Origin of the sequence: Streptomyces sp. NRRL S-31 (assembly GCF_000718775.1) — a bacterium.
Classification (GTDB): domain Bacteria; phylum Actinomycetota; class Actinomycetes; order Streptomycetales; family Streptomycetaceae; genus Streptomyces.
On sequence record NZ_JOCB01000015.1, the window covers coordinates 47802 to 74291 of the forward strand.

21 protein-coding genes and 1 tRNA gene are annotated in these 26490 nt (G+C 73.1%); 13 read left to right on the forward strand and 9 right to left on the reverse strand.

Annotation, left to right across the window (positions count from 1 at the left end; translation table 11 throughout):
• The first annotated feature begins 138 nt into the window (after positions 1–138).
• Together IF37_RS44405 and IF37_RS45605 are read left to right on the forward strand one after the other, a co-directional pair.
• Positions 139–765 (forward strand): hypothetical protein, encoded by a 627-nt coding sequence (locus IF37_RS44405; protein ID WP_158727313.1) that lies wholly within the window; start codon positions 139–141, stop codon positions 763–765.
• A gap of 670 nt (positions 766–1435) precedes the next feature.
• Complete coding sequence (locus IF37_RS45605; RefSeq protein ID WP_253915703.1) at positions 1436–1654, forward strand: hypothetical protein; 219 nt, start codon at positions 1436–1438, stop codon at positions 1652–1654.
• An 87-nt stretch (positions 1655–1741) separates the two neighbouring features.
• Here IF37_RS45605 and IF37_RS0108905 read toward each other — a convergent pair.
• A tRNA-Arg gene (locus IF37_RS0108905) sits at positions 1742–1817 on the reverse strand.
• 320 nt (positions 1818–2137) lie between these two features.
• On the opposite strand from IF37_RS0108905, the gene IF37_RS0108910 reads away from it, so the two are divergent.
• The 4 genes from IF37_RS0108910 to IF37_RS0108930 all read left to right on the forward strand — a co-directional run bounded on the left by IF37_RS0108910 (position 2138) and on the right by IF37_RS0108930 (position 8971).
• Complete coding sequence (locus IF37_RS0108910) at positions 2138–3745, forward strand: dynamin family protein (RefSeq protein WP_030738864.1); 1608 nt, start codon at positions 2138–2140, stop codon at positions 3743–3745.
• 3 nt (positions 3746–3748) lie between these two features.
• On the forward strand, positions 3749–6292 hold the full coding sequence (locus IF37_RS0108915; protein ID WP_030738868.1) for a YfjP family GTPase: 2544 nt from the start codon (positions 3749–3751) through the stop codon (positions 6290–6292).
• Positions 6293–6730: 438 nt separating this feature from the next.
• Positions 6731–7312, forward strand: a complete 582-nt coding sequence (locus IF37_RS0108925) for a single-stranded DNA-binding protein (RefSeq protein WP_079165627.1) — start codon at positions 6731–6733, stop codon at positions 7310–7312.
• A gap of 330 nt (positions 7313–7642) precedes the next feature.
• A complete protein-coding gene (locus tag IF37_RS0108930; RefSeq protein WP_173456757.1) occupies positions 7643–8971 on the forward strand; it encodes a Cys-Gln thioester bond-forming surface protein in 1329 nt (442 codons plus the stop codon).
• 310 nt (positions 8972–9281) lie between these two features.
• On the opposite strand, the gene IF37_RS0108935 is transcribed toward IF37_RS0108930, so the two are convergent.
• Positions 9282–9956 carry a lytic polysaccharide monooxygenase gene (locus IF37_RS0108935; RefSeq protein WP_030738876.1) on the reverse strand — a complete coding sequence of 225 codons (675 nt, stop codon included), beginning with the start codon at positions 9954–9956 and terminating at the stop codon, positions 9282–9284.
• A gap of 255 nt (positions 9957–10211) precedes the next feature.
• Between IF37_RS0108935 and IF37_RS0108940 the strand changes: the two genes are divergently transcribed.
• The 3 genes from IF37_RS0108940 (at position 10212) to IF37_RS0108950 (ending at position 12896) form a co-directional block, all read left to right on the forward strand.
• Positions 10212–11252 (forward strand): hypothetical protein, encoded by a 1041-nt coding sequence (locus IF37_RS0108940; protein WP_052845049.1) that lies wholly within the window; start codon positions 10212–10214, stop codon positions 11250–11252.
• Between the two features lie 265 nt (positions 11253–11517).
• Complete coding sequence (locus tag IF37_RS0108945) at positions 11518–12132, forward strand: DUF1326 domain-containing protein (protein WP_030738883.1); 615 nt, start codon at positions 11518–11520, stop codon at positions 12130–12132.
• Positions 12129–12896 (forward strand): DUF2182 domain-containing protein, encoded by a 768-nt coding sequence (locus IF37_RS0108950; protein WP_052845051.1) that lies wholly within the window; start codon positions 12129–12131, stop codon positions 12894–12896. Before IF37_RS0108945 ends, IF37_RS0108950 begins: the two co-directional genes overlap by 4 nt.
• A gap of 212 nt (positions 12897–13108) precedes the next feature.
• Here the strand turns inward: IF37_RS0108950 and IF37_RS39165 are convergent, their stop codons facing one another.
• Positions 13109–13354 (reverse strand): hypothetical protein, encoded by a 246-nt coding sequence (locus tag IF37_RS39165; RefSeq protein WP_052845050.1) that lies wholly within the window; start codon positions 13352–13354, stop codon positions 13109–13111.
• A 460-nt stretch (positions 13355–13814) separates the two neighbouring features.
• On the opposite strand from IF37_RS39165, the gene ettA reads away from it, so the two are divergent.
• The 3 genes from ettA to IF37_RS0108970 are packed head-to-tail and all read left to right on the forward strand — an operon-like array spanning position 13815 to position 16597.
• Complete coding sequence (gene ettA, locus IF37_RS0108960; protein WP_030738891.1) at positions 13815–15479, forward strand: energy-dependent translational throttle protein EttA; 1665 nt, start codon at positions 13815–13817, stop codon at positions 15477–15479.
• 6 nt (positions 15480–15485) lie between these two features.
• Positions 15486–15923, forward strand: a complete 438-nt coding sequence (locus tag IF37_RS0108965; protein ID WP_030738894.1) for a thioesterase family protein — start codon at positions 15486–15488, stop codon at positions 15921–15923.
• A complete protein-coding gene (locus IF37_RS0108970) occupies positions 15920–16597 on the forward strand; it encodes a hypothetical protein (protein WP_030738897.1) in 678 nt (225 codons plus the stop codon). Before IF37_RS0108965 ends, IF37_RS0108970 begins: the two co-directional genes overlap by 4 nt.
• Positions 16598–16829: 232 nt before the next feature.
• Here IF37_RS0108970 and IF37_RS0108975 read toward each other — a convergent pair whose 3' ends face one another.
• Entirely contained in the window at positions 16830–17234 is a 405-nt protein-coding gene (locus tag IF37_RS0108975; protein ID WP_030738899.1) for a globin, read from the reverse strand.
• A gap of 77 nt (positions 17235–17311) precedes the next feature.
• Here IF37_RS0108975 and IF37_RS0108980 point away from each other — a divergent pair, with 77 nt between their 5' ends.
• A complete protein-coding gene (locus tag IF37_RS0108980; RefSeq protein ID WP_030738902.1) occupies positions 17312–18307 on the forward strand; it encodes a methyltransferase domain-containing protein in 996 nt (331 codons plus the stop codon).
• Between the two features lie 6 nt (positions 18308–18313).
• Here the strand turns inward: IF37_RS0108980 and IF37_RS0108985 are convergent, their stop codons facing one another.
• From IF37_RS0108985 to IF37_RS0109010, 5 genes are all read right to left on the reverse strand, one after another.
• Entirely contained in the window at positions 18314–19837 is a 1524-nt protein-coding gene (locus IF37_RS0108985) for an FHA domain-containing protein (protein WP_030738905.1), read from the reverse strand.
• A 53-nt stretch (positions 19838–19890) separates the two neighbouring features.
• The gene (locus IF37_RS0108990) at positions 19891–21240 is read right to left on the reverse strand and encodes a VWA domain-containing protein (RefSeq protein WP_030738908.1); all 1350 of its coding nucleotides are present in this window, start codon (positions 21238–21240) and stop codon (positions 19891–19893) included.
• A gap of 112 nt (positions 21241–21352) precedes the next feature.
• Positions 21353–22702 (reverse strand): PP2C family serine/threonine-protein phosphatase, encoded by a 1350-nt coding sequence (locus IF37_RS0108995; RefSeq protein ID WP_030738911.1) that lies wholly within the window; start codon positions 22700–22702, stop codon positions 21353–21355.
• Between the two features lie 4 nt (positions 22703–22706).
• The gene (locus IF37_RS0109000) at positions 22707–25184 is read right to left on the reverse strand and encodes a serine/threonine-protein kinase (protein ID WP_106981734.1); all 2478 of its coding nucleotides are present in this window, start codon (positions 25182–25184) and stop codon (positions 22707–22709) included.
• Positions 25181–26458 (reverse strand): hypothetical protein, encoded by a 1278-nt coding sequence (locus tag IF37_RS0109010; RefSeq protein WP_030738940.1) that lies wholly within the window; start codon positions 26456–26458, stop codon positions 25181–25183. Before IF37_RS0109010 ends, IF37_RS0109000 begins: the two co-directional genes overlap by 4 nt.
• Positions 26459–26490 lie beyond the last annotated feature (32 nt).

Sequence of the window (26490 nt, forward strand, 5' to 3'; positions counted from 1 at the left end):
TGCGTGACGAGCGCGGCCGGTTCACGCCCCCTGCCCCTCCGCACCGTGCTGTCCCCGAGCCTCCGCAACCGCCGCCCGGGCCGGGGCGATCCGGAACGTGGACTGACACGAACGACTTCTCTCGGACAAGGTCCGACGATGGCGACGCCCGACGAGAACTCCATCCCAGACGCCCTGGCTGTACGGCACGATGGCTCCATGGATCAAGGTGTGGCGGCTGTGGTAGCTGGACTCGCCGGAACCATGGGTGCCTTAGCCGGAGCCATGGCAGGGGTGCGTGGTGCACGACTGGGCGCCTTGAAGGCCGTCGAAGCCGCGCGTCTGCAAGTGGAGGACCAGGCTCAAGCCGAGCACAGGCATTGGGTGCGTGAGCAGCGTCGGCAGGCCTACACACGTACCAGTCACCTGTACGTCGAAGTACTACATAATCTCCGAGCTTGTGCAGATGCTCTCAGCCAGGGCCAACGGGATCTAGCCGCCGAACGGCAGGCACTCACCAATCGCGCGGTGATCGATTTGCAGATCGCCGTCTTTGATCTCCGCCTCTGGGGGCCGCCAGAGATCGTGGCCGTTGCGAAGGACTTGCGACGCAGCGCCAATCGGGCCTTTGACGTCCTGGTCCGCTGGCGGGACGCGGTGGCGTCGGACCAGGATTGCGAGCACCTCCTACGTGAGTACAACCAGGCTGTGGACGTGCTGGGCGATCCATACGCCGAATACATGAGGGTCGCGGCCGACACGCTCGGGGTCCCTTCGCCCACATGAACACTCTCGGCGTCGTCACGCAGTCAGAGCCCCCCAGTCCGCTCACTTCTTGCGGCGCTTGCCCGCCCTCTTCGTCAGTTCGGCCTGGCCGCGCTTTGTCCAGTCACCTTGATGGAGGTAGCAACGCGACGTTCCCTTCATCGTCTTGTTGCGGCAGCTGCCGCGGTCCGTCGGCCAACCACACTTCCCCTGCTTCCACTCGCCCACGGCTCCTGCCCCTCCCCTTGGTCCGTCTTCGGCCTGGGCGTCCAGCCTGGGGCACCTTGCTTACACAGGGCAGGGCGCATAGCCGACGGCATCGGGCGAGCCGGTGCACGCGGGTCAGTACATGGGCTGCCCGATGGCCGCTGAAGTTTCCGTGAACGTGATCCACGGCGAGGAGCCGTTCGCCTGGGACGAGGATTAGGGGTAGGGGCCTCCGATGTACCTGCGACCTCGCAGTCTGCGTGCTGACCTGCTTGAGCGGCCGGGTGCGGCTTCGATGAAGCGGATACTCTCACCGTGATTCCGGGTGGCTCGCCATCTTCCGTGATCTGCTCTTCCAGGGTGAGTCCGGCGGCATCCTCGCCGGCTCGGTCATCCGCCGGCGTGGCGCGGCGCGGGTGAAAGGGGCTGAACGACGGCACCCCGCCCGCCCCAGGTGGCCGAGTGGGCCGGAAGCAGCGTCGTCGTGCTCCTGATGATCTACGCCCGGTGCGTCGACGGACAGCTGCCGGAACTCAAGCGGCGACTGGAGGCCACGGGGAACCTCCCGGAGGCGGAGGCGGAGGCGGAGGCGGAGGTGCCGGGCGCGGGCCGATCTTCCACCGGTCGAGAACGTCGGCACGCGTTCGACACGGCCACCCGCGAGAACCCGGTGAGGGCCGGCCGGCCCTGGAAGCCCCCTTGATCACCAAAGGGGCTTCCGGGGCTTCGTCGCATCGGCCGGCACCGGCTCTGACCAGCGAAAAGCCCTCCCGAAGGGGAGGGCGGATACTGGCGCCCCCGGCAGGACTCGAACCTGCGGCCAAGCGCTTAGAAGGCGCCTGCTCTATCCACTGAGCTACGGGGGCCGGGTGGGTGGCTCCGTGCCTGGTGCCCTGGTGGGGGCGGATCCGTGACGTTGCCGGGGACAAGGATAGGGCTCCCGGTTCCTTGACCCTGTCGCTTCGCCTCCGTGGCTCAATGTGGAGGTTCGGTGAAGCGATCCTGATAATCGCAGGCGGGTACGAATCGTGCATCGCTTTTGCCTCCTGGCGCACCGGGTGTTGTGCACTCGTTATGCCTGACCAGTGCCGGTGCCCCAGTCATCCCTTCCGCCCTTTTCGTCCCGTCGGCGCGCAGACATGTCCATATGCTTCAGAATTCCCCTAAAATTGGGCATTCTTCACATGTGGTGACCTTGGACGTACGGCCTCAGCTGCTCGACACTCTCTCCGCACTGCGCGACCGTGTCGCCGCCGCACGCTTTCCGCTGCCCCTGGCCGGGGCCCCACGCGCGCGTGCCAACCGCGACGAACTCCTCGCGCAGCTCGACGACTATCTCGTACCCCGGTTGCGACACCCCGAGGCGCCGCTGCTGGCCGTCGTCGGCGGCTCCACCGGCGCGGGCAAGTCGACGCTGGTCAACTCGCTCGTCGGCCGGCGGGTGAGCGAGGCGGGAGTGCTCCGGCCGACCACCCGGACACCGGTCCTCGTCTGCCATCCGGAGGATCATCACTGGTTCAGCGGCATGCGCGTGCTCCCCGACCTGAACCGCGTGTGGACGCCCCACCGGGATCCCGCCGACGAGTTCCTCGCCCCCGATGACGAGCACGCGCGCGTGCTGCGCGTCGAGACGGCCGACACCCTCCCGCGCGGGCTCGCCCTCCTCGACGCCCCCGACGTCGACTCCCTGGTCGCGGACAACCGCGTCCTCGCCGCGGAACTGATCTGCGCCGCCGACGTATGGATCATGGTCACCACGGCCGCCCGTTACGCCGACGCCGTGCCCTGGCACCTGCTGCGCACCGCCAAGGAGTACGACGCGACCCTCGTCACCGTCCTGGACCGGGTGCCCCACCAGGTCGTCTCCGAGGTCTCCCGGCAGTACGGCGCCCTGCTCACCAAGGCGGGGCTCGGTGACGTACCCCGGTTCACCGTGCCCGAGCTGCCGGAGTCCGCCTGGGGTGCCGGTCTGCTGCCCGCCACCGCCGTCGCGTCCCTGAGGGGCTGGCTGATCCACCATGCCCAGGACCCCGCCGCCCGGCAGCACGTCATGGCACGTACGGCGCACGGCCTGCTCGACTCGCTGAAGCCCCGCATGTCCGAGCTGGCCGGTGCCGCCGCCGCCCAGTACGCGGCGGCCCTCCGGCTCACCTCCGCCGTGGAAGCCGCCTACGACAGTGAGCACGCGCGCGTACGCAGCCGCCTCCAGTCGGGTGCCGTGCTCGCCGGGGACGCCCTCAAACGCTGGCGCGCGTTCCCGCTGGACTGCACCGCCGGGGAACTCCTCGACGCCCTCGTGGAGAGCCTGGCCGCCCTGCTGCTGTGCGCCGTCACCGCCGCCGACGAGCGCGTCGACGACGCCTGGCGGCGCGAGCCCGCCGCAGGCGCCCCGGAGCTGGCCCGCCGTGACACCTCCCTGGAGAGCGCCGAGCACCGCATCGGGCTCGCGGCCCGTCGCTGGCGCCGCGAGCTGGAGGAGTACGCCGAGGAGGAGGTACGGATCCTGGAACGCACCGGCGCACCCGATCCGGAGGTGGTCGCCGCCCTGGTCGCCACGGCGGTGCTGGGCGGGCGCCGGGCGCGCACCGCCGGTGAGGGGCTCGCCGAGCGGCTCGGCGCGCACGGCGTGCTGCGGCTGCGCGACCGGGCCGGACGACTGCTCGCCGAACACGTGGACCGCGTCGTGCAGGCCGAACGCGAGCGGCGCCTCGCCCCGCTCGACGCCCTGGACGTCCACCCGGAGCCCCAGGCCGAACTCATCGCCGCGCTGTCCGTACTACAGAAAGAGAGGTGACCGGTGACCGCCGTCACTGACCAGGACCACACGGAGCACACCGACCACATGAGGCGCACCGACAGCGGCAGCGGCGACACCGGGTCCATGGCGCACAGAGGGCACACCGGTCCGGGAGGCACGGACGGCGCCGAGCGCGTCGACGGTTCCGCGCACGTCAGCCTGAGCCGGGTGAAGGAGGAGGCCGGCGACGGCGGCCCCGGCCGCTCCGACAGCCAGGGCCAGGACCAGGAGGGTGAGTCCCAGGGCGGGGGACGTCAGAGCGGGGCTGACGGGGTGGACGCGGCCGGGGACGGGGCTGCGAAGAGCGGTGAGGGAGACCGAGGCCGAGAGGGAGAGGGAGACCACATCAGTGTCCTGCACGCGCGCGTGCAGGACGCCGGCCGGGACCAGACGGGGGGCGGGCATGCCGACCGCGATCGCGATGTCGTGCGTGAGCGTGACGTCGTACGGGACCGTGACGTCGTACGGGACCGTGACGTCGTAGCGGACCGTGACGTCGTAAGGGAGCGTCCCGCGCGTGGGCGCGGTGCCGAGGAAGGCGTTTCGGTACCCCGGCCGCACCCCCTCCCCGCGAAGTCCCTCCCCCCGAAGTCCCGCCCCGCTCCCGGTGCCACAGCCGCCAGGACGGCCACCGCCCCTGTCACCGGCACCACCGCCGTCACTGGCACCACCGCCGTCACTGGCACCACACCCGTCACCCGCACCACCCCCGTCACCGGCACGGCCCCTGCCGCCACCGCCTCCGGCTCCGCGACCGGCCCCGCCGAGACGGCCGCCGCACCCCGAGCGACCGGCACCGGAAAGGACGCCGACGCCGGGTCCTCGGAGACCTGGGACGACGGACTCATCGCGCGGCGCGTCACCGAGGCCACCGCCGCCGCCCTCGCCGCCGAACGCGCCTCCGCAGGGGAGCCCGCACACCGCGGGCCGGGAGGCCATGTCCCGGCGCCGCTGGCGTACGACGGCCCGCTGCGCTCCCGGCTGGACGCCCTGCGCGAGCTCGTCGGCCTCTCCCGGGCCCGGCTGGACAGCCACACGCTCGCCGAGGCGGGCCGTGTCCTGGACGAGGCCGCCGCCCGCCGCAAGCTCTCCGGCCGGCACACCGTCGTCGCCCTGGCCGGTGCGACCGGCAGCGGAAAGTCCCAGCTGTTCAACGCGCTCGCCGGAGTGGCCATCTCGGAGACCGGCGTACGCCGCCCGACCACGGCCGCGCCCATCGCGTGCAGCTGGAGCGACGGCGGGGCGGCCCTCATCGACCGGCTGGGCATCCCGGGCCGACTGCGCCGCCGCCCGATGCACAGCCCGGACAACGAGGGACAGTTGCGCGGGCTGGTCCTGGTCGATCTGCCCGATCACGACTCCGCCGCCGTACAGCACCGCGAACAGGTCGACCGCATCCTGAAGCTGGTCGACGCGGTCATCTGGGTGGTCGACCCCGAGAAGTACGCCGACGTCATGCTGCACGAGCGCTATCTGCGGCCGATGGCCGGCCATGCGGAGATCATGTTCATCGTCCTCAACCAGGTCGACCGGCTGCCCGGGGACGCCGCCGACCAGGTCCTGGACGACCTGCGACGACTGCTGGACGAGGACGGCATCGCGCTCGGCGAACACGGGGAACCGGGCGCCACCGTGCTCGCGCTGTCCGCGCTCACCGGCGACGGCGTCGCCGAACTGCGGGAGTCGCTCGGCGAGTTCGTGGCCGAGCGCGGCGCGGCCTCCCGCCGCGTGTCGGCCGACGTGGACGCCGCGGCGGCCGAACTGCGGCCCGTGTACGCCACCGGGCGGCGGGCCGGCCTCAGCGAGGAGGCGCGCGAGGAGTTCGCCGCCCGGCTCGCGGACGCGGTGGGCGCCACCGCGGCGGGCGAGGCCGCCGAGCGCGCCTGGCTGCGCAACGCCAACCGGGCCTGCGGTACGCCTTGGCTGCGGCTGTGGCGCTGGTACCAGGGTCGTGGCGAGTCCACTACCGGCCGCATCCCGGTACGGACCCAGGCGGACGAGGAGGCCACGGCCCGCCAGCGGGTGGAACAGGCCGTGCGGACGGTCTCCGACCGGGCGTCGGCCGGGCTGCCCGCGCCGTGGGCGCAGGCGGTGCGCGAGGCGGCCGTACGCGGCTCCCAGGGATTGTCCGAGGCGCTGGACGACCTGGCGGCCCGGGCCGGGCTGCCGCCGGGCCGCCCGCCGCGGCCGGGCTGGTGGCCGGTGGCGGTGCTGGTGCAGGCGGCGATGACCCTGTTGCAGATCGTGGGCGGCGGCTGGCTGGCGGGGCAGATCGCCGGGGTCATGGCGCCCAATCTGGGGGTTCCGGTGCTTCTGATGGTGTGCGGCATCGTCGGTGGGCCGCTGGTGGAGTGGGGCTGCCGGATGGCGGCCCGGGGGCCCGCACGGCGCTACGGCCAGGAGGCGGAACGGCGGCTGCGGGAGGCGGCGGCGAGCTGCGGCCGGGCACGCGTGCTCGACCCGGTGGCGGCGGAGCTGCTGCGGTACCGGGAGGTCCGGGAGCAGTACGGGAGGGTCGTACGGGCCCGGGCCGCGGTGGTGTGAGGGGGAGCGGCGCGAGCGGGGTGATGTGAGCAGCGGGGCACCGGCGAGACGGTCGTGTGCGGAGCGGTCGTGTGCGGAGCGGTCGTGTGCGGGGCCGTCGTCTGCGGGGTGGACGGGTTCGGGAGGGGGATGGGGACGGGGATGGGGATGGGCCGGGGGATTCGGGAGTGGGGTTCACCCGTGTGGGTGGCGGAGTTATCCACAGGCGGGCGGGTGCGCACAGCGCTCGGCGGGCCCGGCCCGGCGGAGGCAGTCTGAGGCCACGGCGATCGCTCGACGGGCCGGCCGGGGACACGGCGGTCGGTACGGGCGGTCGGCGGGACGTGCGGACGCGTACGGGAGTCGTACGCGCCGGCACGGCAGACGCAGCCGTACGGGACGGGCCCGTACGTGTGTCCGCCCGGCCGGGACGGGACGGGCGGGGAGGGGAGCGAGGACATGAACGAGACCATCGTCTGTGTGGTGGGCAACGTGGCGACCCAGCCGGTCTACCGCGAGTCGGCGGCGGGACCGTCGGCCCGGTTCCGGCTGGCGGTGACCGCGCGCTACTGGGACCGGGAGAAGAACGCGTGGACGGACGGGCACACCAACTTCTTCACGGTCTGGGCCAACCGCCAGCTCGCGGTCAACGTGGCCGCGTGCGTGGAGGTGGGCCAGCCGGTGGTCGTCCAGGGCCGGCTCAAGGTGCGCACGGAGACGCGGGAGGGCCAGCAGCAGTGGGCCTCCGCCGACATCGACGCCGTGGCGCTGGGCCACGACCTGTCGCGCGGTACGGCGCTCTTCCAGCGCGCGGCCCGGCCGGAGGGACCACTTCCGACCGCCCGGCCGGAGCCGGACTGGGAGACACCGCGCCCGGCGGACCCACAGGAAACACCGGCGGACCCACAGGAATCTGCGGCAGACCCTCGGGACACGCCGGTGCACCTACAGGACACGCCGGTGGAACCACAGGACGTGCCGGTGCACTCGCCGGGCGGCCGGGCGCGTCAACAGGGCCGGAAGAAAGCGGCGATGACGTGACGTCGGCACAACGCGCCATCCGTCGGCCACGGTGGCTGAACATGCCATAGAAACCAGTGGATTTGTCGATACGGCCAGCTCGCGGACGGCTTCGGCGATAACGATTGCGGATCGGATCGGCCATCGCATGATCCGACCGGCGGGTCGTGCTTCGGGTGATCCATAGGATGCCCGGCATGCCCCTTGGGGCTGCCGATTCTGCTGGTGGGACCGTCCCCCACGTCCAACGGGTCCTGCTCGAAGGGGAATTCTGTGCTTGCTGCGTTCTCTGGGTTGTGCCGGTCCACCGGAACCGCCCGCCTGGCCGCCGCCACCACGGTGTCCGGTCTCATGGCGGCCGGAGTGCTGTCCGGCGCCGGTACGGCCGTGGCCGACGAGGCACCCCGGACCCAGGGCGGGGCGACGGCCACCCTCAACGGCCTGAAGACCTACGGCGAGGCCGTGATCCACGAGAACGGCGACGACCAGCGGGTGTCCGCGGGCCTGTTCGAGATGTCCGTGGACGGCGGCGGCACCCTCCAGACGTACTGCGTCGACCTGCGCAACCCGACCCAGCGGGACGCCAGATACCAGGAGGCGTCCTGGAGCGGCACCTCGCTGGGCACCAACAAGAACGCGGGCCGGATCCGCTGGATCCTGGACCACTCCTACCCCCAGGTCAACGACCTGGCCGCACTCGCGCGGCAGGCGGGAGCCGGCGGGCTGACCGAGCAGGACGCGGCGGCCGGCACCCAGGTCGCCATCTGGCGCTACTCCGACGGCGCCGACGTCGACGCCGTCGACCCGCAGGCGGAGAAGCTCGCCGACTACCTGGAGAAGAGCGCCCGGAGCGCCGCCGAACCGCAGGCCTCGCTCACCCTGGACCCGCCCGCGGTCTCCGGGCGGCCGGGCGACCCGCTCGGACCGGTGACCGTGCACACCAACGCCGGCGCGGTCACGGTCAGCCCGCCCGCGGACGCGGTCACCAGCGGGATCCGGATCACCGACAGGACCGGCAAGGTGGTGACCTCGGCGAAGAACGGCAGCCGGCTGTTCTTCGACGTCCCCGAGGACGCCGCGGACGGAACGGCGGAGCTGACCGTGCAGGCGTCCACGACGGTTCCGGTGGGCCGGGCCTTCGCCTCCGACAGCCGTAGCCAGACACAGATCCTGGCCGGCTCCAGCGAGTCGACCGTCTCCGCGACGGCGACCGCCGACTGGGCCGCCGAGGGCTCCATACCGGCGGTGTCGGCCCGGGAGAACTGCGCCAAGGGCGGCGTGGACGTCACCGCGGTCAACAAGGGCGACCAGCCGTTCACCTATCAGCTGATGGGCGCCGCGTACACGATCCCCGCGGGCGCGTCCCGCACGGTGACCGTGCCGCTCCCGGAGGACCAGGCCTACGACGTCACGATCACCGGACCGCACGGCTTCAGCCGCCGCTTCACCGGGGTCCTGGACTGCGAGACCCAGGGCGCGCTCACGACGCAGACGACCCAGCTCCGCGGCGAGCCCAGCCCGGTCCCGATCGGCGGCAGCGCCTCGGACACCACCGACCTGGCCGCGACCGGCGGCTCCGCCATCACTCCCGTGATCACGGGCGTGGCCATCGGTCTGGTCGTGATCGGCGGAGCGGTCCTGATCGTGCTGCGCAGGAAGGACACGCCCCCCGGCGCGTGACGGAACGCGGACGACGGCACCGCCCGAGGCAGACCACACGGACGGAACCCCGGGCGCTGCCCGGACCCCGATCGGTGACCGGCGTGTCCTGACGTTGCCCGAGGTCCGGGCGGTGACCGCCCGGGCCCCGGACGCGCCCGTTCCATGACTCTCCCGGCCGAGCCACAGGGCGGACTCTCCCAGCCGAGCCACAGGGCGCCCCGCCGGCGACGGCGATACCGCGAACGGCGCACTCGCGAGCGGCACACCCGCGACCGTCGGATGCGTTCCCGCGACCGTCGGATGCGGCCCCGTGACGGCCGCTGTGTGGCTAGCGGAAGTTCACGTCACTGCACAGGAAGTACGTCTGGTCCATGTGCGACGCCTGCCAAATCGTGTAGACGACGTGGCGGCCGCTGTAGCCGGAGGTGCTCACGGGGATCGAGTAGTTCTGGCTGGGCGCGTACTTTCCGGTCCGGGTGACCAGTTCCAGGTCCTTCCACGTCAGCGGCTGGGTGGTGGGGTCGAAGCCCTGCCGGGTGACGTAGACGAGGAAGTAGTCCGCGCCGTGGCTGGCCTGGTCGTACAGCTGCACGGTGAAGTTGGCGCCGATGTCCGTGGTCTTCCACGGGCCGACGGTGTCCAGGGAGTTGTAGCGGCCGCTCTCGGTCCGGCCGCCGCTGCACAACTGGCCGTCGGGGACGACGGCCGGGAAGTTGCCGGCGGAACCGTTGCGGTACAGGCCGTTCCAGTTCCACATGGCATTGGGGTTGGCCTGCCATGCCTGCCAGCACATGGGGTCCTGCTGGGCCATCGCCGGGTTCTGGAAGTCGCTGCCCCAGCGCAGCCAGCAGCCGTAGTTGCGGGAGGCGGGGTCGATCACCGAGCCGTGCGCGGAGGCCGTGCCGCCCCAGGTGATCAGGCTGACCAGCACCGCGACGAGCGTGCCGAGGACGAGCGTCAGACGGCGAGGGGTGGCGGATAGTGCATGCTCATGACAATCCATTGTGAGGTTCTTCCTGTGGGGGTGCCGGATCGTGTGAGGGGGTGCGGACGAGATCGTGTGGGAGCGCTCCCGCCCCTCCCAGGCTGCGGGGCGCGCGACACGGCGGCAACTGCTTGTTTGCGCCAAAGCCGGTGCGGAGCGGGTGCGGAGCGAGCCCGACGGGGACGACGAGCGGTGCCGTGGCCCTCCGATTGCCGTCGGGGGGCTGGTGATCCAGCATGGACGGAGGGGTCCGCACCGTGCGGAGGGCTACAGATGGCCGGCCTCTTCAAGAAGCGCAGTGGTCGCCCGCGTTCCGGACAGCCGGACGCCGACGGCGATGTGGCAGGTCTGCGTACCTCCTCCTGGAGCGCCCGCATCGGCGCGCACGTCGCCGAGCTGCAAGCCCAGTTGAACGGCATCCAGACCGGACTGCCGCCCGCCCGGCAGGTGATGGCGGAGAAGATCGGCGCGCAGCTCAGAGCGGTGCGGGCGTCCATCAACGCTCCGGGGGTGCACCTTTGGAGGAGCGTCACCGGCAGGTCGATCGACCGGGCGATCTCGAACATGCACGAGGCGGAGGTCCAGTTGCTCCGCCTGCTGCCCGAGGCCGACCTGAAGTTCAAGGGAATCACCGTCCTGGAGCTGGCCCGGCGCCATCTGGACGCCGACGACCGGCGGTACCGCCTGCTGGACCGCCATCTCCGGCAGAACAACCAGGTGCTGACGCCGAGGATGAGGGAGCTGGCGGCCATCACCCTGCATGCCGCCTACCAGGCCGAGGACCAGGAGCGGGCGAGGATCCGCAGTTTCAGCTACATCGTCACCGCCGCCACGGTCATCATGCTGGTGCTGGCCGCCGCGTTCGTGCTGTGGGGGTCGCTCGACCGGCAGGTGGCGGCGCGCTTCTGCTCCACCCCTTCCACCGGGCAGCAGGTGTGCCCGCTCGGAGGGAGCCCGGGCAGTCTGGACGTACTCGCCATCGCCTTCAGCGGCATGGTCTCGGCGGCGCTGGCGGGAGCCCTGTCCCTCAGGAAGATGCAGGCGAGTTCGGGCCCCTACCACGTCGGGGTCTGCCTGCTGGTGCTGCGCCTGCCCGTGGGCGCGCTCTCCGCGCTCCTCGGCGTCCTGCTGATAAGCGGCCGCTTCTTCCCGGGCCTGACCAGCCTCGACACCTCGTCCCAGATCATCGCCTGGGCCATAGCCTTCGGAATCCTCCAGGAATCGGTGACGCGTACCGTCGACAAGCAGGGGCGCCGGGTGCTGGAGAACGTCAACCTGGGCGGAGCGGAGCCGAGCGGCTCCGCCAGGGAGTGACGCCGGCGCGCGCGACGGGCGAGGTGTGCGGGCACGGGACTAGCCTGGAAGGTGGTCGGGCGGCCGTTCGGGCCGAGAACGTGTCCCGACGTCGATTCCTGCGGCCGGCGCACGCGTGGACGTGTGAGACGCGTCGGCGGCCCCGATTCCCACCCCCAGGGCAGAGGCGCCGCACAGGTCGGCGCCCGCGTCGGGCCTCGCGCTCCGGTCGGCCGGGCACCGCGTCGCACCGCCGGCGGAGGGTGAGCCAGGCAGGAGTACGAAGATGGCGTGGAACGTGACCGGTACCTACCTCGAAAGCTGCAACTGCGACACCGTGTGCCCGTGCACCACCTCGGGCCTGACCGCGCCCGCCGACAACGAGCGCTGCCAGTTGACCCTCGCGTTCCACGTCGCACAGGGCGAGGTGGACGGCTTGGACGTGTCGGACCGCAACGTGGTCGTCTTCGCCGACGCGCCGCGCGTGATGGCCGACGGCGGCTGGCAGGTGGCGCTGTACGTCGACGCCTCGGCCGACGACAGCCAGGCGGACGCGCTGGGCAAGGTCTTCTCCGGGCAGGCGGGCGGACCGATGGCCGCGCTCGTCCCCCTCATCGGCGAGGTGCTCGGTGTGGAGCGCCTCCCCGTCGACTTCCGCGACGACGGCCGCCGCCACACCGTACGGGTGGGGGACGCCATCGACATCGAGATCGAGGACCAGGTGGCCCCGCAGTACGGCGAGGGCGGCCCCGTGATGAAACTGTCCGGCATGTTCCACCCGGCGAACAGCACGCTCACGGTCGCCCGGTCGACACGGGCCGTCGGGCACGACGTGCACGGCCGCTCCTGGGACTTCACCGGCCGCAACGCACACTCGGCGCCGTTCTCGTGGTCGGCGTGACACGAACGGCGATCACGGCCCGCCACCCCGGGACCTCCACCGCGCTGCCGCTGCTCGCGACGGCCGCGGCCTGGACCTGGCTGGTACTGCGCCGGGACGACATGGGGTCCGGGACCATGACCGGGGCGCTGCCCGCCTTCCTGGGCGCGTGGACGGTCATGATGGCGGCGATGATGCTGCCGGCCACGGCACCGGTCGCCTCGCTGTACGCGCGGACGGCCCCCGGACACCGGACACCGCGCGTGATCGCGTTCAGCGCCGGTTACGTGCTGGTCTGGGCGGCGGCCGGACTGCCGGCGTACGCCCTGGCCACCGGGGCGACACGGGTCGCGACAGGGTATCCGGCGGCGGGAACGGCGGTGGCCGCCGCCGTCTTCGCCCTGAACGGCGTCTACCAGCTCACCCCCCTCAAGGACCTCTGTCTCACCAGATGCCGTTCACCGATCGGTCTGCTGCTGCGGTACGCGTCGTACAAAGGTCCCTCGCGCCACGTGCGGGCCGGAGCCCATCACGGAGCGTTCTGCCTGGGCTGCTGCTGGTCCCTGATGCTGCTGTTCACCGCGTTCGGCGTGATGAACCTCTGGGCCATGGTGGGCCTGGCAGCGGTCATCACCGCAGAGAAACGCCTGCCCCGGGGCCGTCTCCTCGCCCGCGTCACCGGCCTCGCCTCACTGGCGCTCGCGGTCGCCGTCCTCTGGCTGCCCCGGCTGGCGCCCAACCTCACCGGCGGCGACATGACCGGCATGAGCCTCGGCCTCGCCTGACCCCGGCCCGCCGCCCGGAGCGGAGCGGAACGCCGACTCGCTCGGCGAGAGTGTGGGCCCCGACTCCCGCGAATGCACGAGCGCCCTTCCGGGCCATCCGTCCTGAGCCATGGAAGGGCGCTCAACGGTCACCGGCACCGACAGCTCGGCAGCGGGTCATGACCGTCCTTGATCGGTTGTCGCCCAACCGACCGCTGGCACGCTGAGGGCTCTCACCACTTCCACGTGTCGGGAGACGTGGCGGTCGGAAGCACGCCGATGCCGTAGTTGCTGAGCGTGACGGCTACGTAGCGGTCGCCGCCGTAGATGTTGAGCTGGTGCCAGCCGCCGCGCTCGGACCACTTCCACCAGTCCACTTTTCCGCTCTGCGGATCGAAGCCCTTGAGCGGTGACGCCTGGCCCGGCTGGAGGCCCTTCACCTCGATCGCGGCCTGGCCTCCGCCGCCCTCCCAGTACACCTTGCCGTCGAGGGGCCGGTGGTGACGTTCACGACGAAGAACTCGTGCGTGCCGTCCTCACCCATCTCACCCTTCGGCTCGCCGCCGTTCTCCGGAGGCCGGTCCGTTTCCGTGGCCATCTCGTGCTCCTCTCCTGATCGGGAATGGGTACTGTCCACTGTCGGCAGCCCTCCTGGTTCCCGCCTCCGCTCCCGGCCGCCGAGCGTGCGACCGGGTGAACACTTCCCCGCGGACGGACGCCCCGGTTTCCGCGGTCCGAGCCGGCGGGGTATACGTGGCCCGCGACCCCTGGCCGGCCGGCCGCGGACGCGGCGGATCACCGCCGGGCGAGCCGCGACCGGCAGCGGGGAAGCCCAGGTCGGCGTCGCCGGGCGAGACGGGTTTCCGCACAGGGGTGGCCGTACGGCAAGATGGGGTGTATCTGCCCACTGCCAGATTTCAAGCTGCCGGACGGTTTCTCTTGGCTGAGTTCATTTACACCATGCGCAAGGCGCGCAAAGCGCACGGCGACAAGGTGATCCTCGACGACGTCACCCTGAACTTCCTGCCGGGTGCCAAGATCGGCGTCGTCGGTCCGAACGGTGCCGGCAAGTCGACCGTGCTGAAGATCATGGCGGGCCTCGAGCAGCCGTCCAACGGCGACGCCTTCCTGTCTCCCGGCTACACGGTCGGCATCCTGCTCCAGGAGCCCCCGCTGGACGAGGGGAAGACCGTCCTGGAGAACGTCCAGGACGGTGTCGCCGAGATCAAGGGCAAGCTCGACCGGTTCAACGAGATCGCCGAGCTGATGGCGACCGACTACTCCGACGCGCTGCTCGACGAGATGGGCAAGCTCCAGGAGGAGCTGGACCACGCCAACGCCTGGGACCTCGACGCCCAGCTGGAGCAGGCGATGGACGCCCTCGGGTGCCCTCCGGGCGACTGGCCGGTCACCAACCTCTCCGGTGGTGAGAAGCGCCGCGTCGCGCTCTGCAAGCTGCTGCTGGAGCAGCCCGACCTGCTGCTCCTCGACGAGCCCACCAACCACCTCGACGCCGAGTCGGTGAACTGGCTGGAGCAGCACCTGGCCAAGTACCCGGGCACCGTCGTGGCCGTCACCCACGACCGGTACTTCCTGGACAACGTCGCCGGCTGGATCTGCGAGGTCGACCGCGGCCGCCTGCACGGCTACGAGGGCAACTACTCCAAGTACCTGGAGACCAAGGCCGCCCGCCTCAAGGTCGAGGGCCAGAAGGACGCCAAGCGGCAGAAGCGGCTCAAGGAAGAGCTGGAGTGGGTCCGCTCCAACGCCAAGGGACGCCAGGCCAAGTCCAAGGCCCGTCTCGCGCGGTACGAGGAGATGGCCGCCGAGGCCGACAAGATGCGGAAGCTGGACTTCGAGGAGATCCAGATCCCGCCGGGCCCGCGCCTGGGCAACGTCGTCGTCGAGGTCGACAAGCTCAGCAAGTCCTTCGGCGAGAAGGTCCTCGTGGACGGCCTCAGCTTCACGCTGCCGCGCAACGGCATCGTGGGCGTCATCGGCCCGAACGGCGCCGGCAAGACCACGCTGTTCAAGATGATCCAGGGTCTGGAGACCCCGGACTCCGGTGACATCAAGGTCGGCGAGACCGTCAAGATCTCCTACGTCGACCAGAGCCGCGAGAACCTCGACCCGAAGAAGACGCTGTGGGAGGTCGTGTCCGACGGACTCGACTACATCAACGTCGGCCAGGTCGAGATGCCGAGCCGGGCGTACGTGTCCGCGTTCGGCTTCAAGGGCCCGGACCAGCAGAAGCCGACCGGCGTGCTCTCCGGCGGTGAGCGCAACCGCCTCAACCTGGCGCTGACCCTGAAGCAGGGCGGCAACCTGCTGCTCCTCGACGAGCCCACCAACGACCTCGACGTCGAGACGCTGTCCAGCCTGGAGAACGCCCTGCTGGACTTCCCCGGCTGCGCCGTCGTGGTCTCCCACGACCGGTGGTTCCTGGACCGGGTCGCGACGCACATCCTCGCCTACGAGGGTGAGTCGAAGTGGTTCTGGTTCGAGGGCAACTTCGAGTCGTACGAGAAGAACAAGGTCGAGCGGCTCGGCCCGGACGCCGCGCGTCCGCACCGCGCCACCTACAAGAAGCTGACCCGGGGCTGATCGGTCTTGCGCCACCTCTACCGCTGCCCGCTGCGCTGGGCGGACATGGACGCGTACGGCCACGTCAACAACGTGGTGTTCCTCCGCTACCTGGAGGAGGCGCGGATCGACTTCCTGTTCCGCCCGGACAAGGACTTCCAGCAGGGATCCGTGGTGGCGCGCCACGAGATCGACTACAAGCGGCAGCTCGTCCACCGGCACGAGCCGGTGGACATCGAGCTGTGGGTCACCGAGATCAGGGCCGCCTCCTTCACCCTCGCCTACGAGGTGAAGGACGGCGATCTCGTCTACGTCCGGGCGTCGACGGTCATCGTCCCGTTCGACTTCGAGGGCCAGCGTCCGCGGCGGATCACCGCGGAGGAGCGTGAGTTCCTCCGCGAGTACACGGACGAGCCCGAGGACACCGCGGCGGCCGACTCCGAGGGGGAGGCCGTCGCCGCATGACCGAGCTGCACCTGGCCGACGAGACGGAGGCGGCGGACCTCGCCGCCTTCCTCTCCCGGCTGCTCCACTACGACCGTGGGGCCGCGGTGCGACTCCAGGCGGCCGGCACCGCCCTCGCCGTCTTCGGCCGGCCGCCGTCCTTCGAGGTGCTGGCCGTCCGCGCGGTACGGCTGGCGAAGCCGTACGAGGACGGGCTGGACGTCACCCTGGACATGACCGTCTCCGCCGGTGAGCTGCTGGAGTCCGTGGACGAGCGGGCGGCCACCGCCGCCGTCCCGGGCGCGGTCACCGGACCGCCCTGGGCCGGTGTGCTGCCGCCGCGCGCCGGCTGGCGGCCCGAGCCCGGACTGCCCGCGCCGGACGCGCTGCGCGCCACGGTCGCCGCCGTAGTGGCCGAATTCCGCTCCCGGACCGAGGAACTGGCCCCCGGGGAACGTACCCGCGCCGAGCTGGACCGGATCGGGCGGGACATCTGGTCGCGGCGGATCGGGGACACCCGGCTGCCGGTGCGGGCGGTGCACGCCGCCCAGTCCCTGGGCTTCCTGCGGCCGGGCACCGGACCCGGGGACATCGGGCTGTTCTCCTCCGGGGCCTGGCTGCGGCTGCGCACGCCGTACGGATCGGTGGCCGTGCGCCGGTCGGGGCTCGGCGACTTCGGGCTCAGCGTGCGCTGAGCCGTACCGTGGCCTGCGGCACCGCGTGCACGCACCGCGTGGCATCCTCGCCGGCCGTCTCGCCGTCTCGCCGTCTCGCCGTCTCGCCGTCTCGCCGTCCCGCCGTGGCCGTCCCGGATCGCCGCCGCCCGGTCGTGGGTGACGATCACGGGCGTGGTGCCCAGGGCCGTCTCGTCGGCCGTGCGGAACGCCTCGAAGGTCCGCGCGGCCGTCCGGAGCCGGGCCGTGCCGGTCAGCCCGGGGTGTTCACCATGGAGGCGGCGGCGTACGTCAGGTAGTTCCACAGCGTCCGCTCGTGCTCCTCGGACAGCTTCAGCTCGTCCACGGCCACCCGCATGTGCCGCAGCCAGGCGTCGTGGGCCGCCCGGTCCACGGCGAACGGGGCGTGCCGCATCCGCAGCCGGGGGTGGCCGCGGTTCTCGCTGTAGGTGGTGGGACCGCCCCAGTACTGCATCAGGAACAGCACCAGCCGCTCCTCGGCCGGGCCCAGGTCCTCCTCCGGGTACATCGCCCTCAGCTCGGGGTCGTCCGCGACGCCCTCGTAGAAACGGTGGACGAGCCGACGGAAGGTCTCCTCCCCGCCGACCTGCTCGTAGAAGGTCTGCTCCTGAAGCGTGCCGCGCCGAATCTCATTCACGGCTCCATGGTCTCAGACGCGGCGACCCAGGACTCAGGACGTAGGACCGGACCCCCGGCCGCCCCTACTGTGGTCCCATGGGCGTCCACGACACCGGGATCGAGGCTCTCGCCGCCGCGGCGCGGGCGGCGCTGGTGCGGGAGATCGACGCCGAGCGGGTCTGGGACGGGGACCCGGTGTGGCGGGAGGCGTTCGCGGCGGTTCCCCGGCACCTGTTCGTGCCGTACTACCACGTCGTCGGCGAGCGCGGCTACGAGCGCCGCTGGGGCGAGAGCCCCGACCCCGAGGCCCGGGAACGCTGGGTGCGCGGCGCCTACGCGGACGCGCCGCTGGCCACCCGGCTGCGCGACGGCGAACTGCTCTCCTCCAGCAGCCAGCCCTCCCTGATGGCGCGGATGCTGGTCGCGCTGCGCGTGACGGACGGCGACCGGGTCCTGGAGGTGGGCGCCGGCACCGGCTACAACGCGGCCCTGCTCGCCCACCGGCTCGGCGCGGACGACCTGGTCACCACGGTCGACCTGGAACCGGAGATCACCGAGTCGGCCCGCCGGCACCTCGCGGCGGCCGGCCACCGTCCCGTCGTCGTCACCGGAGACGGGGCCCGCGGGGTGCCCGAACGGGCCCCCTTCGACCGGATCATCGCCACCTGCGAGCTGCCCACGGTGCCGCGCGCCTGGCTCGCCCAGTGCCGTCCCGGCGGACGCGTCCTCACCCCGCTCGCCACCGGGCTGCTCGCCCTGACCGTGCGGGACGGGGAGCACGCCGAGGGCCGCTTCCTGTCCACCCCGGCCTTCTTCGTGCCGCTGCGCGGTGACGTGCCGTCGCGCGGCGGGGACGGGCCGGGGCCCGGGGGCGCCGTCCCGGCCGGACTGCCCGGCCGGGCCCGGGAGCAGGAGCCGTTCCGCTTCCTGCTCGCGCTGAGTCGGGGCGCCCTCGATCCGCGGGAGGCGTACGCGCTGTGGCGGCGCGAGGGCGAGCCGGGCCGCGGGCGGTACGGCGTCACGGTCGACGGCGGGCGGGTCCGGGCGTGGCTGGACGACCCCGCCGGGCCGTATGTCTGGCCCCTGCCCTGACCGCCGTCAGCCCCGGCGGACGGTGATCGTCGTCCAGGCGCCCACGTGCACCCGGTCGCCGTCCTGGAGCGGGACCGGCACGAACGGCTGGATCGGCTCCTCGGACATGTTGACCGTGGTGCCGTTGGTCGAGTTCTGGTCGACCACCGCCCAGCTCCCGTCCGGCTGCTGGACCAGCACCGCGTGCTGGTGCGAGACGCCCGGGTCCTCCGGCGGCACCGCCAGGTCGATGTCCGGGGTGTCGCCGGTGGAGTGCCGGCGGCGCCCGATGGTGATCTGGTTGCCGGTGAGCGCGCGCTGCTGCTCGGGGGAGTACGCGGGCAGGTTCAGGCCCGCGGCCTCGGGTCCGGAGCGCTGCATCATCGCCATGAAGTACTCGCGGTCCGGGCCGATGGTCGCGGTCCAGGTGGTGTTCCGCGGGCCGCCCGGCGCCTGCGGGAAGCCGCCGGGTCCGGACGGGGCCTGGGCGGCGCCGGGCGGCGGGTAGCCGTACCCGCCGCCGGGGCCCTGACCCTGACCCGGGACCTGGCCCGGTCCGGCGGGTCCGGGGGACGACGGAGGGGAGATCACCCAGTCGTCACCGCCGCCGAAGGAGGGGCCGCCGGCCGGGGGCCGGCCGGTCTCGCGCGGGAACGCGGGCGGCGCCGGCGCACCGGACTGCTGGAACGCCTGCGGGGCACCGCCGGGACCGACGGGCGCCGGGCGCGAGGGGTCGGCGCCGAAGCCGGAGGGGCCGGGCGCGCCGGGACCCGAGGGCTCCCGCCCGAAGGGCGGCACGCCGGCCGGGCCGCCGGGCCCCTGTCCCCGGCCGCCGAAGCCGGGACCCTGACCCGGGCCCTGACCGGGACCGCCGAATCCGGACGGACCACCGGTGCCCTGACCCTGACCGGGGCCCCCGCCGAAGCCGGGGTGACCGGACGGGCCGCCGGAGTTCGGACCCTGACCCTGTCCCTGACCCGGGCCCTGGCCGGGGCCCCCGCCGAAGCCCTGCGGGCGCTGGTTGCCGCCGCCGAAGGACGGCGGGCCCGAGGGGCCGGGGGAGGTCGGCGGGCCGGACGGGGCGCGGTTGCCGCCGAACGGCGTCGGCCCCGACGGCTCGCTGCCGAAGGACGGGATCGGTTCGGCGGGCCGGTTCACCTGCGAGGGCCGCGAGCCCTGGTACTCGAACCCGTCACCGTCGCCGTACGTCGAGCCCGGCGGCTGGAACCGCGGCTGCGGCGTGCGCGGGGCGGCCGGGGTGTAGGAGGTCGCCGTGTTGGTCAGGAAGTTCCACCGGCACTCCTCGCAGAAGGGGGCGCCGCCCTCGCGGGGCGTGCGGCACTGCGGGCACAGCTCCGGTCCGGCGCCCTGGTGCGGGCGTCCCGCGCCGGGCTGTCCGCCGGGCCCGCCCGGGCCGGCGGGCGGGGGAAAGCCGTAGCCGCCGGCGGGCGGGGGCGGCGGGGGCGGGGGTACGGCACCGGCCATGCGGTGACCGCAGACCTCGCACCAGTCGTCGGAGCCCGACTGGTGTCCGTTCGGGCAGGTCGGCATGTCGGTGCCCTTCTCCTAAGGGTCGGTCTGGATCGCTCGGTTCGCTTCCAGGGTCACTTCTTTACACGAACAGTCTTGGTGGACCGGGTCTCCAGAGTCATCTCGTCGACCTCCGCGACCCTCGTCTTCAACCGCACAGTACCTGTCGCCGCGTCGACCACGTCCACCACCTTCGCAAGCAGTTTCGCAGTATCCGCGTTCCCCGACGCGTTCGCGAGCTGAACAGCGCGCCCCAGTTTGGCCGTTGCTCCATCGAGGTCACCGACTTTGCGGAGATCCAGCCCTTTCCGGATGACCTGTGCCAGTTCGGCCTGCCCGGTGTAGTGGGCGACTTGGGGGCTGATCGCGGTGGAGGCCGCCATGTCGTCGGTCCACACCGCCCGTACCAGCCCCTGCGTGCCGGGGTGCGGCGTGCCGGTGGTGTCCCCGGGCTGCGGCACCACCAGGGAGACCCGCGCGGCCAGCATCTCCCGGCCGAGCCCGGCCGGCGGGACCGTCAGGCCCAGGTGGTAGTCGCGGGACTCGTCGCCCCAGGACCCGGTCGGGTAGTCCCCGGCGCGCGCCCCGGCATCGACACGGCGGGCGGTCAGGTCCGCCACGCTCGGCGCGACTTGCTTGACGAACCGGATCGTCGCGCCCGCCGGCGTCCACACCCGCAGGGAGACGCCGGCGACCTCCTTGCCCATCGCCGTCTCCATCATCCGCGTGAAGTCGGCGGCGAGGTCCGCCGGATCGGCGACGATGTCGGCGGTGCCGAGCAGCGCGGTGGCCACGGCTGTGACTTCTTTCACGTCCCAGTCGGTGCCCACACCGCGCGCGTCACAGGTGAACCGGCCGGCGCACGCCTCCAGCGTGGCCCTCAGGTCCTGCGGCGACTCGTGCTCGTTGCGGCCGTCGGTGAGCAGGATGCCGTGCCGGATGGTGACGTCCGCGGTGGACAGCAGCCGGTCGGCCAGCCGCAGCCAGGTTCCGATGGCCGTGCCGCCGCCAGCGCGCAGCCGGCGCAGCGCCCGCTTGGCCTGGTCACGGGTGACCGCGTCGGCGACCGCCAGCCGCCCACCGCCCGGGTAGACCTCCTTGGCCAGGTGCGTGCCGTCGATCACCGCGAAGTGCGTGCCGTCGCGCAGGGTGTCGATCGCGGCGGCCGTGGCCTCCCGGGCGCTGCGCATCTTGGCCGCCGGGTGGTCCATGGAGCCGGAGCAGTCGACCATGAGCGCCACGGCGGCGGACGGCCGCCCGTCCGGCGCGTACCCGGACGCGGGGACCGCGCGGCCGGTGGTGCCGCCGCCGGTCGCGGTCACCGTGACGATGGCGTCGACCTCGGTGCCGCCCTCGGGCAGGTACGCGTTCTGGTAGACGTCCACCGAGAACCGCGGCACGTTCGACTTCGCGAAATCGGCCATGCTGGATCGCATCCCCCTCACACCCCGCGCGCGGGGCGGTCACTGTGGGCGGACCGGTCCCCTCCGGTCCGCCCCGGCTTCCCCGTGCCGTGCTCCGCGGGCCCTACGGCCCTCAGGCCGATCCTGCCCCCGGCGGCGGCGCCGGGAACGGCAGGACCGCCACTGTTACGTTGTCGTGGCCCCCGCCGTCCAGGGCGTGCCCGACCAGCACCCGGGCGCTGTGCAGCGGGCGGGCCGCCGCGTCCGCCGGGAGCACCTCGGCCATCTCCTCGGCCGTCTCGGCGTAGTTCCACAGCCCGTCGGTGCACACCACCACCGCGCCGGGCCGGTCCGGCTTGAACGACGCGGTGTGCGGTTCCAGTTCGTAGGCGTCCGCGCCGAGCCAGCCGGTGATCGCGTGGGCACGCTCGTCGGCGTACGCCTCGGCCTCGCTCATCAGGCCGGCGGCGACCATCTGCGCGGCCCACGAGTCGTCCTCGGTCAGCCGGGCGGAGGGCGCGCCGCGGTCGGTGGGCACCCAGTAGACGCGGCTGTCGCCGACCCAGCCGACGACCAGCAGCCCGGGGGTGACCACCGCGCCGACGATGGTGCAGGCCGGGGCGTTCTGGTGCGGGGCCTGCTCGCGGGCCGTGGCGGGCTCCCCGGCGAGCGCGTCGACCGCCCGCGCGGCGGCGACGATCGCCTCGTGCATCGCCGTCTGCGGGTGGGTGCCGCGCGGCAGCGCGGCCAGCAGCGTGTCACCGGCCGCCCGGGAGGCGGCCAGGGAGGCGTCGTCGGGGCGGGTCGCGGAGGACACGCCGTCGCAGACGATCGCCATCGCCACCGGGGTGCCGTCGGGCAGCGTGGTGTGGCCGACGGCGAACGCGTCCTCGTTGCGGTGGTGGCGCAGTCCGCGGTCGCTGACGGCGGCGACCGGACCCGACTCCCGCTCCAGGTGGTCGCGTTCGCGGGGCTGGGCGTGCCCGCAGTTCTCGCAGTAGCCGTCGCCGTCCACCCGGCCCGCCCGGCAGGCCACGCACAGCCGCGCCGGATCGGCCGGGGCGGCAGGAGCGGTGGCGCCGGCGGCCAGGCGCGGGTCCGGTGCCTGGGCCGGGTCCGGTGCCTGGAGCGGGTATTCGTCGGGTACCTGCGGCCGGTCGAACCGCACCCCGGAACCGGCGGTCTGCCCGGCCCCGGGCTGGTGCCCGTGCAGCGGCGTGTCGCCCGAGTCGGTGCCCGGCAGGTCCGTCGGCAGGTGCACCCCGGGCGGGGCGCCGGAACCGGCCGGTTCCGGGGCGGGCCAGTCCGCGCCGGAGCCGGGCGGGCCGGAGCCGGTCATGGGGAGCGTCGGATGGTCCCGCGGCGGTACGGACACCGCCGAGAGGTCGTATCCGCACGCTCCGCAGAACAGGTCACCCGGCTCCACGGGCTCCGCGCAGCTCGGGCACTTCGGCAGTGCGGACTGCCGGGGAATCTGCGACATCGACTTACACCCACGTCCGGGGGCGGTAACGGTTGGCCCGTTCCACCAGCTCGATCCTCTCCTGACCGCCGGGCGCCAGCCGGGCCAGCGCGCGGTAGGCGCGCTCCAGTCCGAAGCGCAGCCCCCGCTCGTCCAGTCCGCTGCCCAGCAGCACCCGGCCTCCGGCGGCGGGACCGGTGTCCTGACCCCCGGAGAGTATCCAGTCCAGCGCGCCGCCGAGCACTTCCGCCGACAACCGCTCGTGCCGGACCGGGTCCAGACCGTACGCCTGGAGCGCTTCGATCTGACCGGCGGCGGCCGTCAGGTCGTCCAGGAACGGTACGTCCCCGGGGCTCGCCGTGCGCTGTCTGAGCCGGGCCCGGACGGCGGCGACCCGGGCGGCCGTGTAGTGGATCGACGTCTCCGGCACCGACTCCAGCACCGCCACGGCACCCCGCCGGTCCCCGGCCGCGAGCCGCACCCGGGCCAGGGCGAACGCGGCGCTGACGAAGCCCGGGTCGGTCGTCCACACCAGCCGGTAGTACTCGGCCGCGTTGTCCGGCTGGCCCAGCACCTCGGCGCACAGGCCGAGCGCCAGCTTGGGCGCGGTCTCGCCGGGGAAGGCGTCGTAGATCGCGTCGAAGGCCGACGCGGCGCCCTCGAAGTCGCCGGTGACCAGGGCGGTCACGCCCCGGTGCCACACCACGCGCCAGTCGTCGGGCCGCTCCTCGTCCAGCCGGGCCATGCCCCTCAGCGCGCCCCGGTGGTCGCCGGCCTCCAACCGGGCGCGGACCTGCCGCAGCCGGGTCTCCACGGTCTGCTCGGGCGCCGCGGCCAGCGCGCCGATCAGCTCGGCCGGCGCGGAGGCCGGCAGGCCCGCCAGGAAACCGGCATCGGGGTCGGCCGGGTCGACCAGCGGGACCGGCAGGGCGAGCGCGGCGGACGCGATGCCGACGGGCTCGACGAGCGCCGCCGGGGCAGGCGCGGCGACGGCGCTCCCCGTCTCTCCCGCCTTCCCGGCCTTCCTCGCCTTCCCGGCCGGTCGTGCCCCCAGCCGGGACACGTCCCCGGTCAGCCGCGGGAACAGCTCGGTGTCGGTCACCCGCACCTCGGGCCCGAACAGCGTCGACAGCGCGGGCCGCGCCTGCCCGGTCCGGAGCGAGACGACCTCGCGCAGCACCCCCGTCAGCTGCTCGGCCATCTCCTGCGCGGAGGCGAACCGACGGGCTGGGTCCGGCTCGGTGGCGCGCACCAGGAGCCGGTAGAAGGACTCGTAGCGGCGGAAGACCTCGATGGTGTCGGGGTCGGGCAGGGAGTCGGCGTAGACGGTCGTGTAGCCCTGGAAGTCGAAGGTGAGCACCGCGAGGGTGCGGCCCACCGTGTACAGGTCGCTGGCGACCGACGGGCCGGTCTCGGCGACCTCCGGCGCCTGGTAGCCGATCGTGCCGTAGATGGCCGACTCCTCGTCGTCCGTCCGGCGCACGGCACCCATGTCGATCAGCTTGAGCTGGTCCTCGCTCTGGATGGCGTTGTCGACCTTGAAGTCGCAGTACAGCAGGTTCCGGCTGTGCAGGTGGCCGAGCGCCTCCAGGGCCTCGATGCCGTACGCGCACGCCTGTTCCACCGGCAGCGGGTCACGCCGGCCGTCCGGCGCCCGCCGGGCGTTGGCGATCTCCTTCAGCGACTTGCCGCCGACGTACTCCATGACGATGTAGCCGTCGAGGGAGCCGGTGCGCTGGTCCAGGTGTTCCACGAAGTTGTAGATCCGCACGATGTTGGCGTGCTCGATCTCCGCGAGGAAGCGCCGCTCGGAGATCGCCGCCGCCATCGCGTCCTGGTCGCCGGTGTCCAGCAGGCCCTTGAGCACCACCCAGCGGTCGGAGACGGCCCGGTCCACGGCGAGGTAGATCCACCCCAGTCCGCCGTGCGCGAGGCAGCCCGCGACCTCGTACTGGCCGTGCACGATGTCCCCGGCCTTCAGCTTGGGCACGAAGGAGTAGGGGTGCCCGCACTTGGTGCAGAAGCCCTCCGTACGGCCCGGCCGGTCGCCCCGGGCCCGGCCCACCGGCACCCCGCAGTCCGCCCGCGAGCAGAACCGCCTGCGCTCGGGCACCTCCGGGTCGGCGAGCACCATCGCCCGCGGGTCGGGCCGCGGCACCTGCGGCACGGAGACCAGCCCGGCGCCCAGCCGGCCGCGCGTGGAGGCGCCGGACGAGGCACCCGAGCCGCGCACCGACACCGAGCGGCCCGTGGGCTTCCCCGACACCGACCGGGACAGCCGCCCGGAGACCGAGCGGCGCGACCTCGACACCGACGACGACGTGCCGGAGCCGCCGCCCCCCGGGCTCCCGGTGATCCCGGTGGCCGGCGAGGCCACCGTCCCGTTCGCGGACACCACCGGCGCCAGACCGCACGTGCCGCAGTACAGCTCGCCGCCGCCGACGTCCTCGTAGCCGCCCCCGCAGCCCGGTCGCTGGCAGGTCTGCCCCGGCCGACCCTTCACCGGTCCCCCTCGTGGTCCTGCGGCGCGCCCCCGCCGCCGAGCAGCTCGGCCGCCGCCCGCTGGTAGCGCAGCACGGCCTGCTCGGCCACCCGCAGGTCGCAGGGCGCGCTCCACAGCATGCGGCGGGCCGCGTCGTACCGCTCGATCAGCAGCGGGTCCTCGGCGAGGCCGTGCCGGGCGACCTTCGCCCGGTAGGCGTCGAGCCGGCCGCGCAGCTCGGCGCGGACCGCGAGCGGAGCGGTGACCTCGCTCAACGACTCGCGGGCGCGCAGCAGTTCGTCCTCCGCCTTGCGTTCCAGGGACTCCAGCAGCGGGGAGAGCCGGTGCCACTGGGCCTGCCTGCGGTACTCGGCGGCGGTCGCCAGCTGCTCCTGGAGCACGGTCGGCGGCCCGCTCACCACCGGCACCTCGGTCGCGGCGATCTTCGCCAGCACCTCGCCGCGCGCGGTCCGGGCCTCGGCGAGGGTGCGATCCGCGCGCGAGAGGACGTCCCGCAGCCGGATCAGCCGCGCCTCCGCGTCCTGGCGGACCGTCAGCACGGCGTCGATCTCCCGGCGCACGTCCTCCAGGGCGCGCGCCTCGCGGTCGTACACCGTCGTGTCCGGGCGTCCGCCGCCGGGCGCCGAACTGCCCTCGGCCGGCACCCAGAAGGCGAGCGGGTCGGAGACGACGTCCTCGCGCAGCCGGGTCAGCGTGCGGGTGATCCGCTCCAGGTCGTCACCGGCCGGGTGCTCGCCGGGACGCACGCCGACGGAGTGCGCGAGGCCCCGGGTGCGCTGGAGTTCCGCGGCGAGCAGATCGATCCGCGCGGGCAGCGCCGACCACACCGCGTCGGCGGCGACGACCAGGTCCAGGCTGGTCGCGTACAGCTCGTTCATCCGGTCGACCAGCGCCGACAGCGAGAACGTCTCGCTCAGCCGGCCGTTCGCGCCCCCGGGGAGGGTCACGCACGCGCCGCGCAGCAGCCCGGTCAGCTCCGCGAGGTCCTCACGGCTGGACCAGCGGCGCCGGGCGCGGATCTCGCGGGCGTCGCGCAGGGCGGCCGTGTAGGCGTCGAAGTACGTCCACAGCCGGGTGATCCGCTCCTCCGCGGCCCGCCAGCGTTCCCGGGTGACACCGGTCAGTTCGGCGCCTTCGAGGAGTCTGCGGCCCGCGTGGTCCTGGAGGGCCAGCAGCGAGGTCTCGATCGCCTCGTGCTCCTGGCCGAGCCGCGCCAGCGCACGGTCCACCTCGTCCCGGTCCATCACCGGCCCGGCGGGGTCCGTGACGCCCATCGATCACCTCTCGCTCGCTGTCTGTTCCGGTC

What these genes read in the sequence shown, in the direction of transcription:
- IF37_RS44405 (WP_158727313.1), top strand. Translation starts at nt 139, where the DNA reads ATGGCGACGCCCGACGAGAACTCCATCCCAGACGCCCTGGCTGTACGG.
- IF37_RS0108925 (WP_079165627.1), top strand. Translation starts at nt 6,731, where the DNA reads ATGAACGAGACCATCGTCTGTGTGGTGGGCAACGTGGCGACCCAGCCG.
- IF37_RS0108930 (WP_173456757.1), top strand. Translation starts at nt 7,643, where the DNA reads ATGGCGGCCGGAGTGCTGTCCGGCGCCGGTACGGCCGTGGCCGACGAG.
- IF37_RS0108935 (WP_030738876.1), bottom strand. Translation starts at nt 9,956, where the DNA reads ATGGATTGTCATGAGCATGCACTATCCGCCACCCCTCGCCGTCTGACG.
- IF37_RS0108940 (WP_052845049.1), top strand. Translation starts at nt 10,212, where the DNA reads ATGGCCGGCCTCTTCAAGAAGCGCAGTGGTCGCCCGCGTTCCGGACAG.
- IF37_RS0108945 (WP_030738883.1), top strand. Translation starts at nt 11,518, where the DNA reads ATGGCGTGGAACGTGACCGGTACCTACCTCGAAAGCTGCAACTGCGAC.
- IF37_RS0108970 (WP_030738897.1), top strand. Translation starts at nt 15,920, where the DNA reads ATGACCGAGCTGCACCTGGCCGACGAGACGGAGGCGGCGGACCTCGCC.
- IF37_RS0108980 (WP_030738902.1), top strand. Translation starts at nt 17,312, where the DNA reads ATGGGCGTCCACGACACCGGGATCGAGGCTCTCGCCGCCGCGGCGCGG.
- IF37_RS0108985 (WP_030738905.1), bottom strand. Translation starts at nt 19,837, where the DNA reads ATGCCGACCTGCCCGAACGGACACCAGTCGGGCTCCGACGACTGGTGC.
- IF37_RS0108990 (WP_030738908.1), bottom strand. Translation starts at nt 21,240, where the DNA reads ATGGCCGATTTCGCGAAGTCGAACGTGCCGCGGTTCTCGGTGGACGTC.
- IF37_RS0108995 (WP_030738911.1), bottom strand. Translation starts at nt 22,702, where the DNA reads ATGTCGCAGATTCCCCGGCAGTCCGCACTGCCGAAGTGCCCGAGCTGC.
- IF37_RS0109010 (WP_030738940.1), bottom strand. Translation starts at nt 26,458, where the DNA reads ATGGGCGTCACGGACCCCGCCGGGCCGGTGATGGACCGGGACGAGGTG.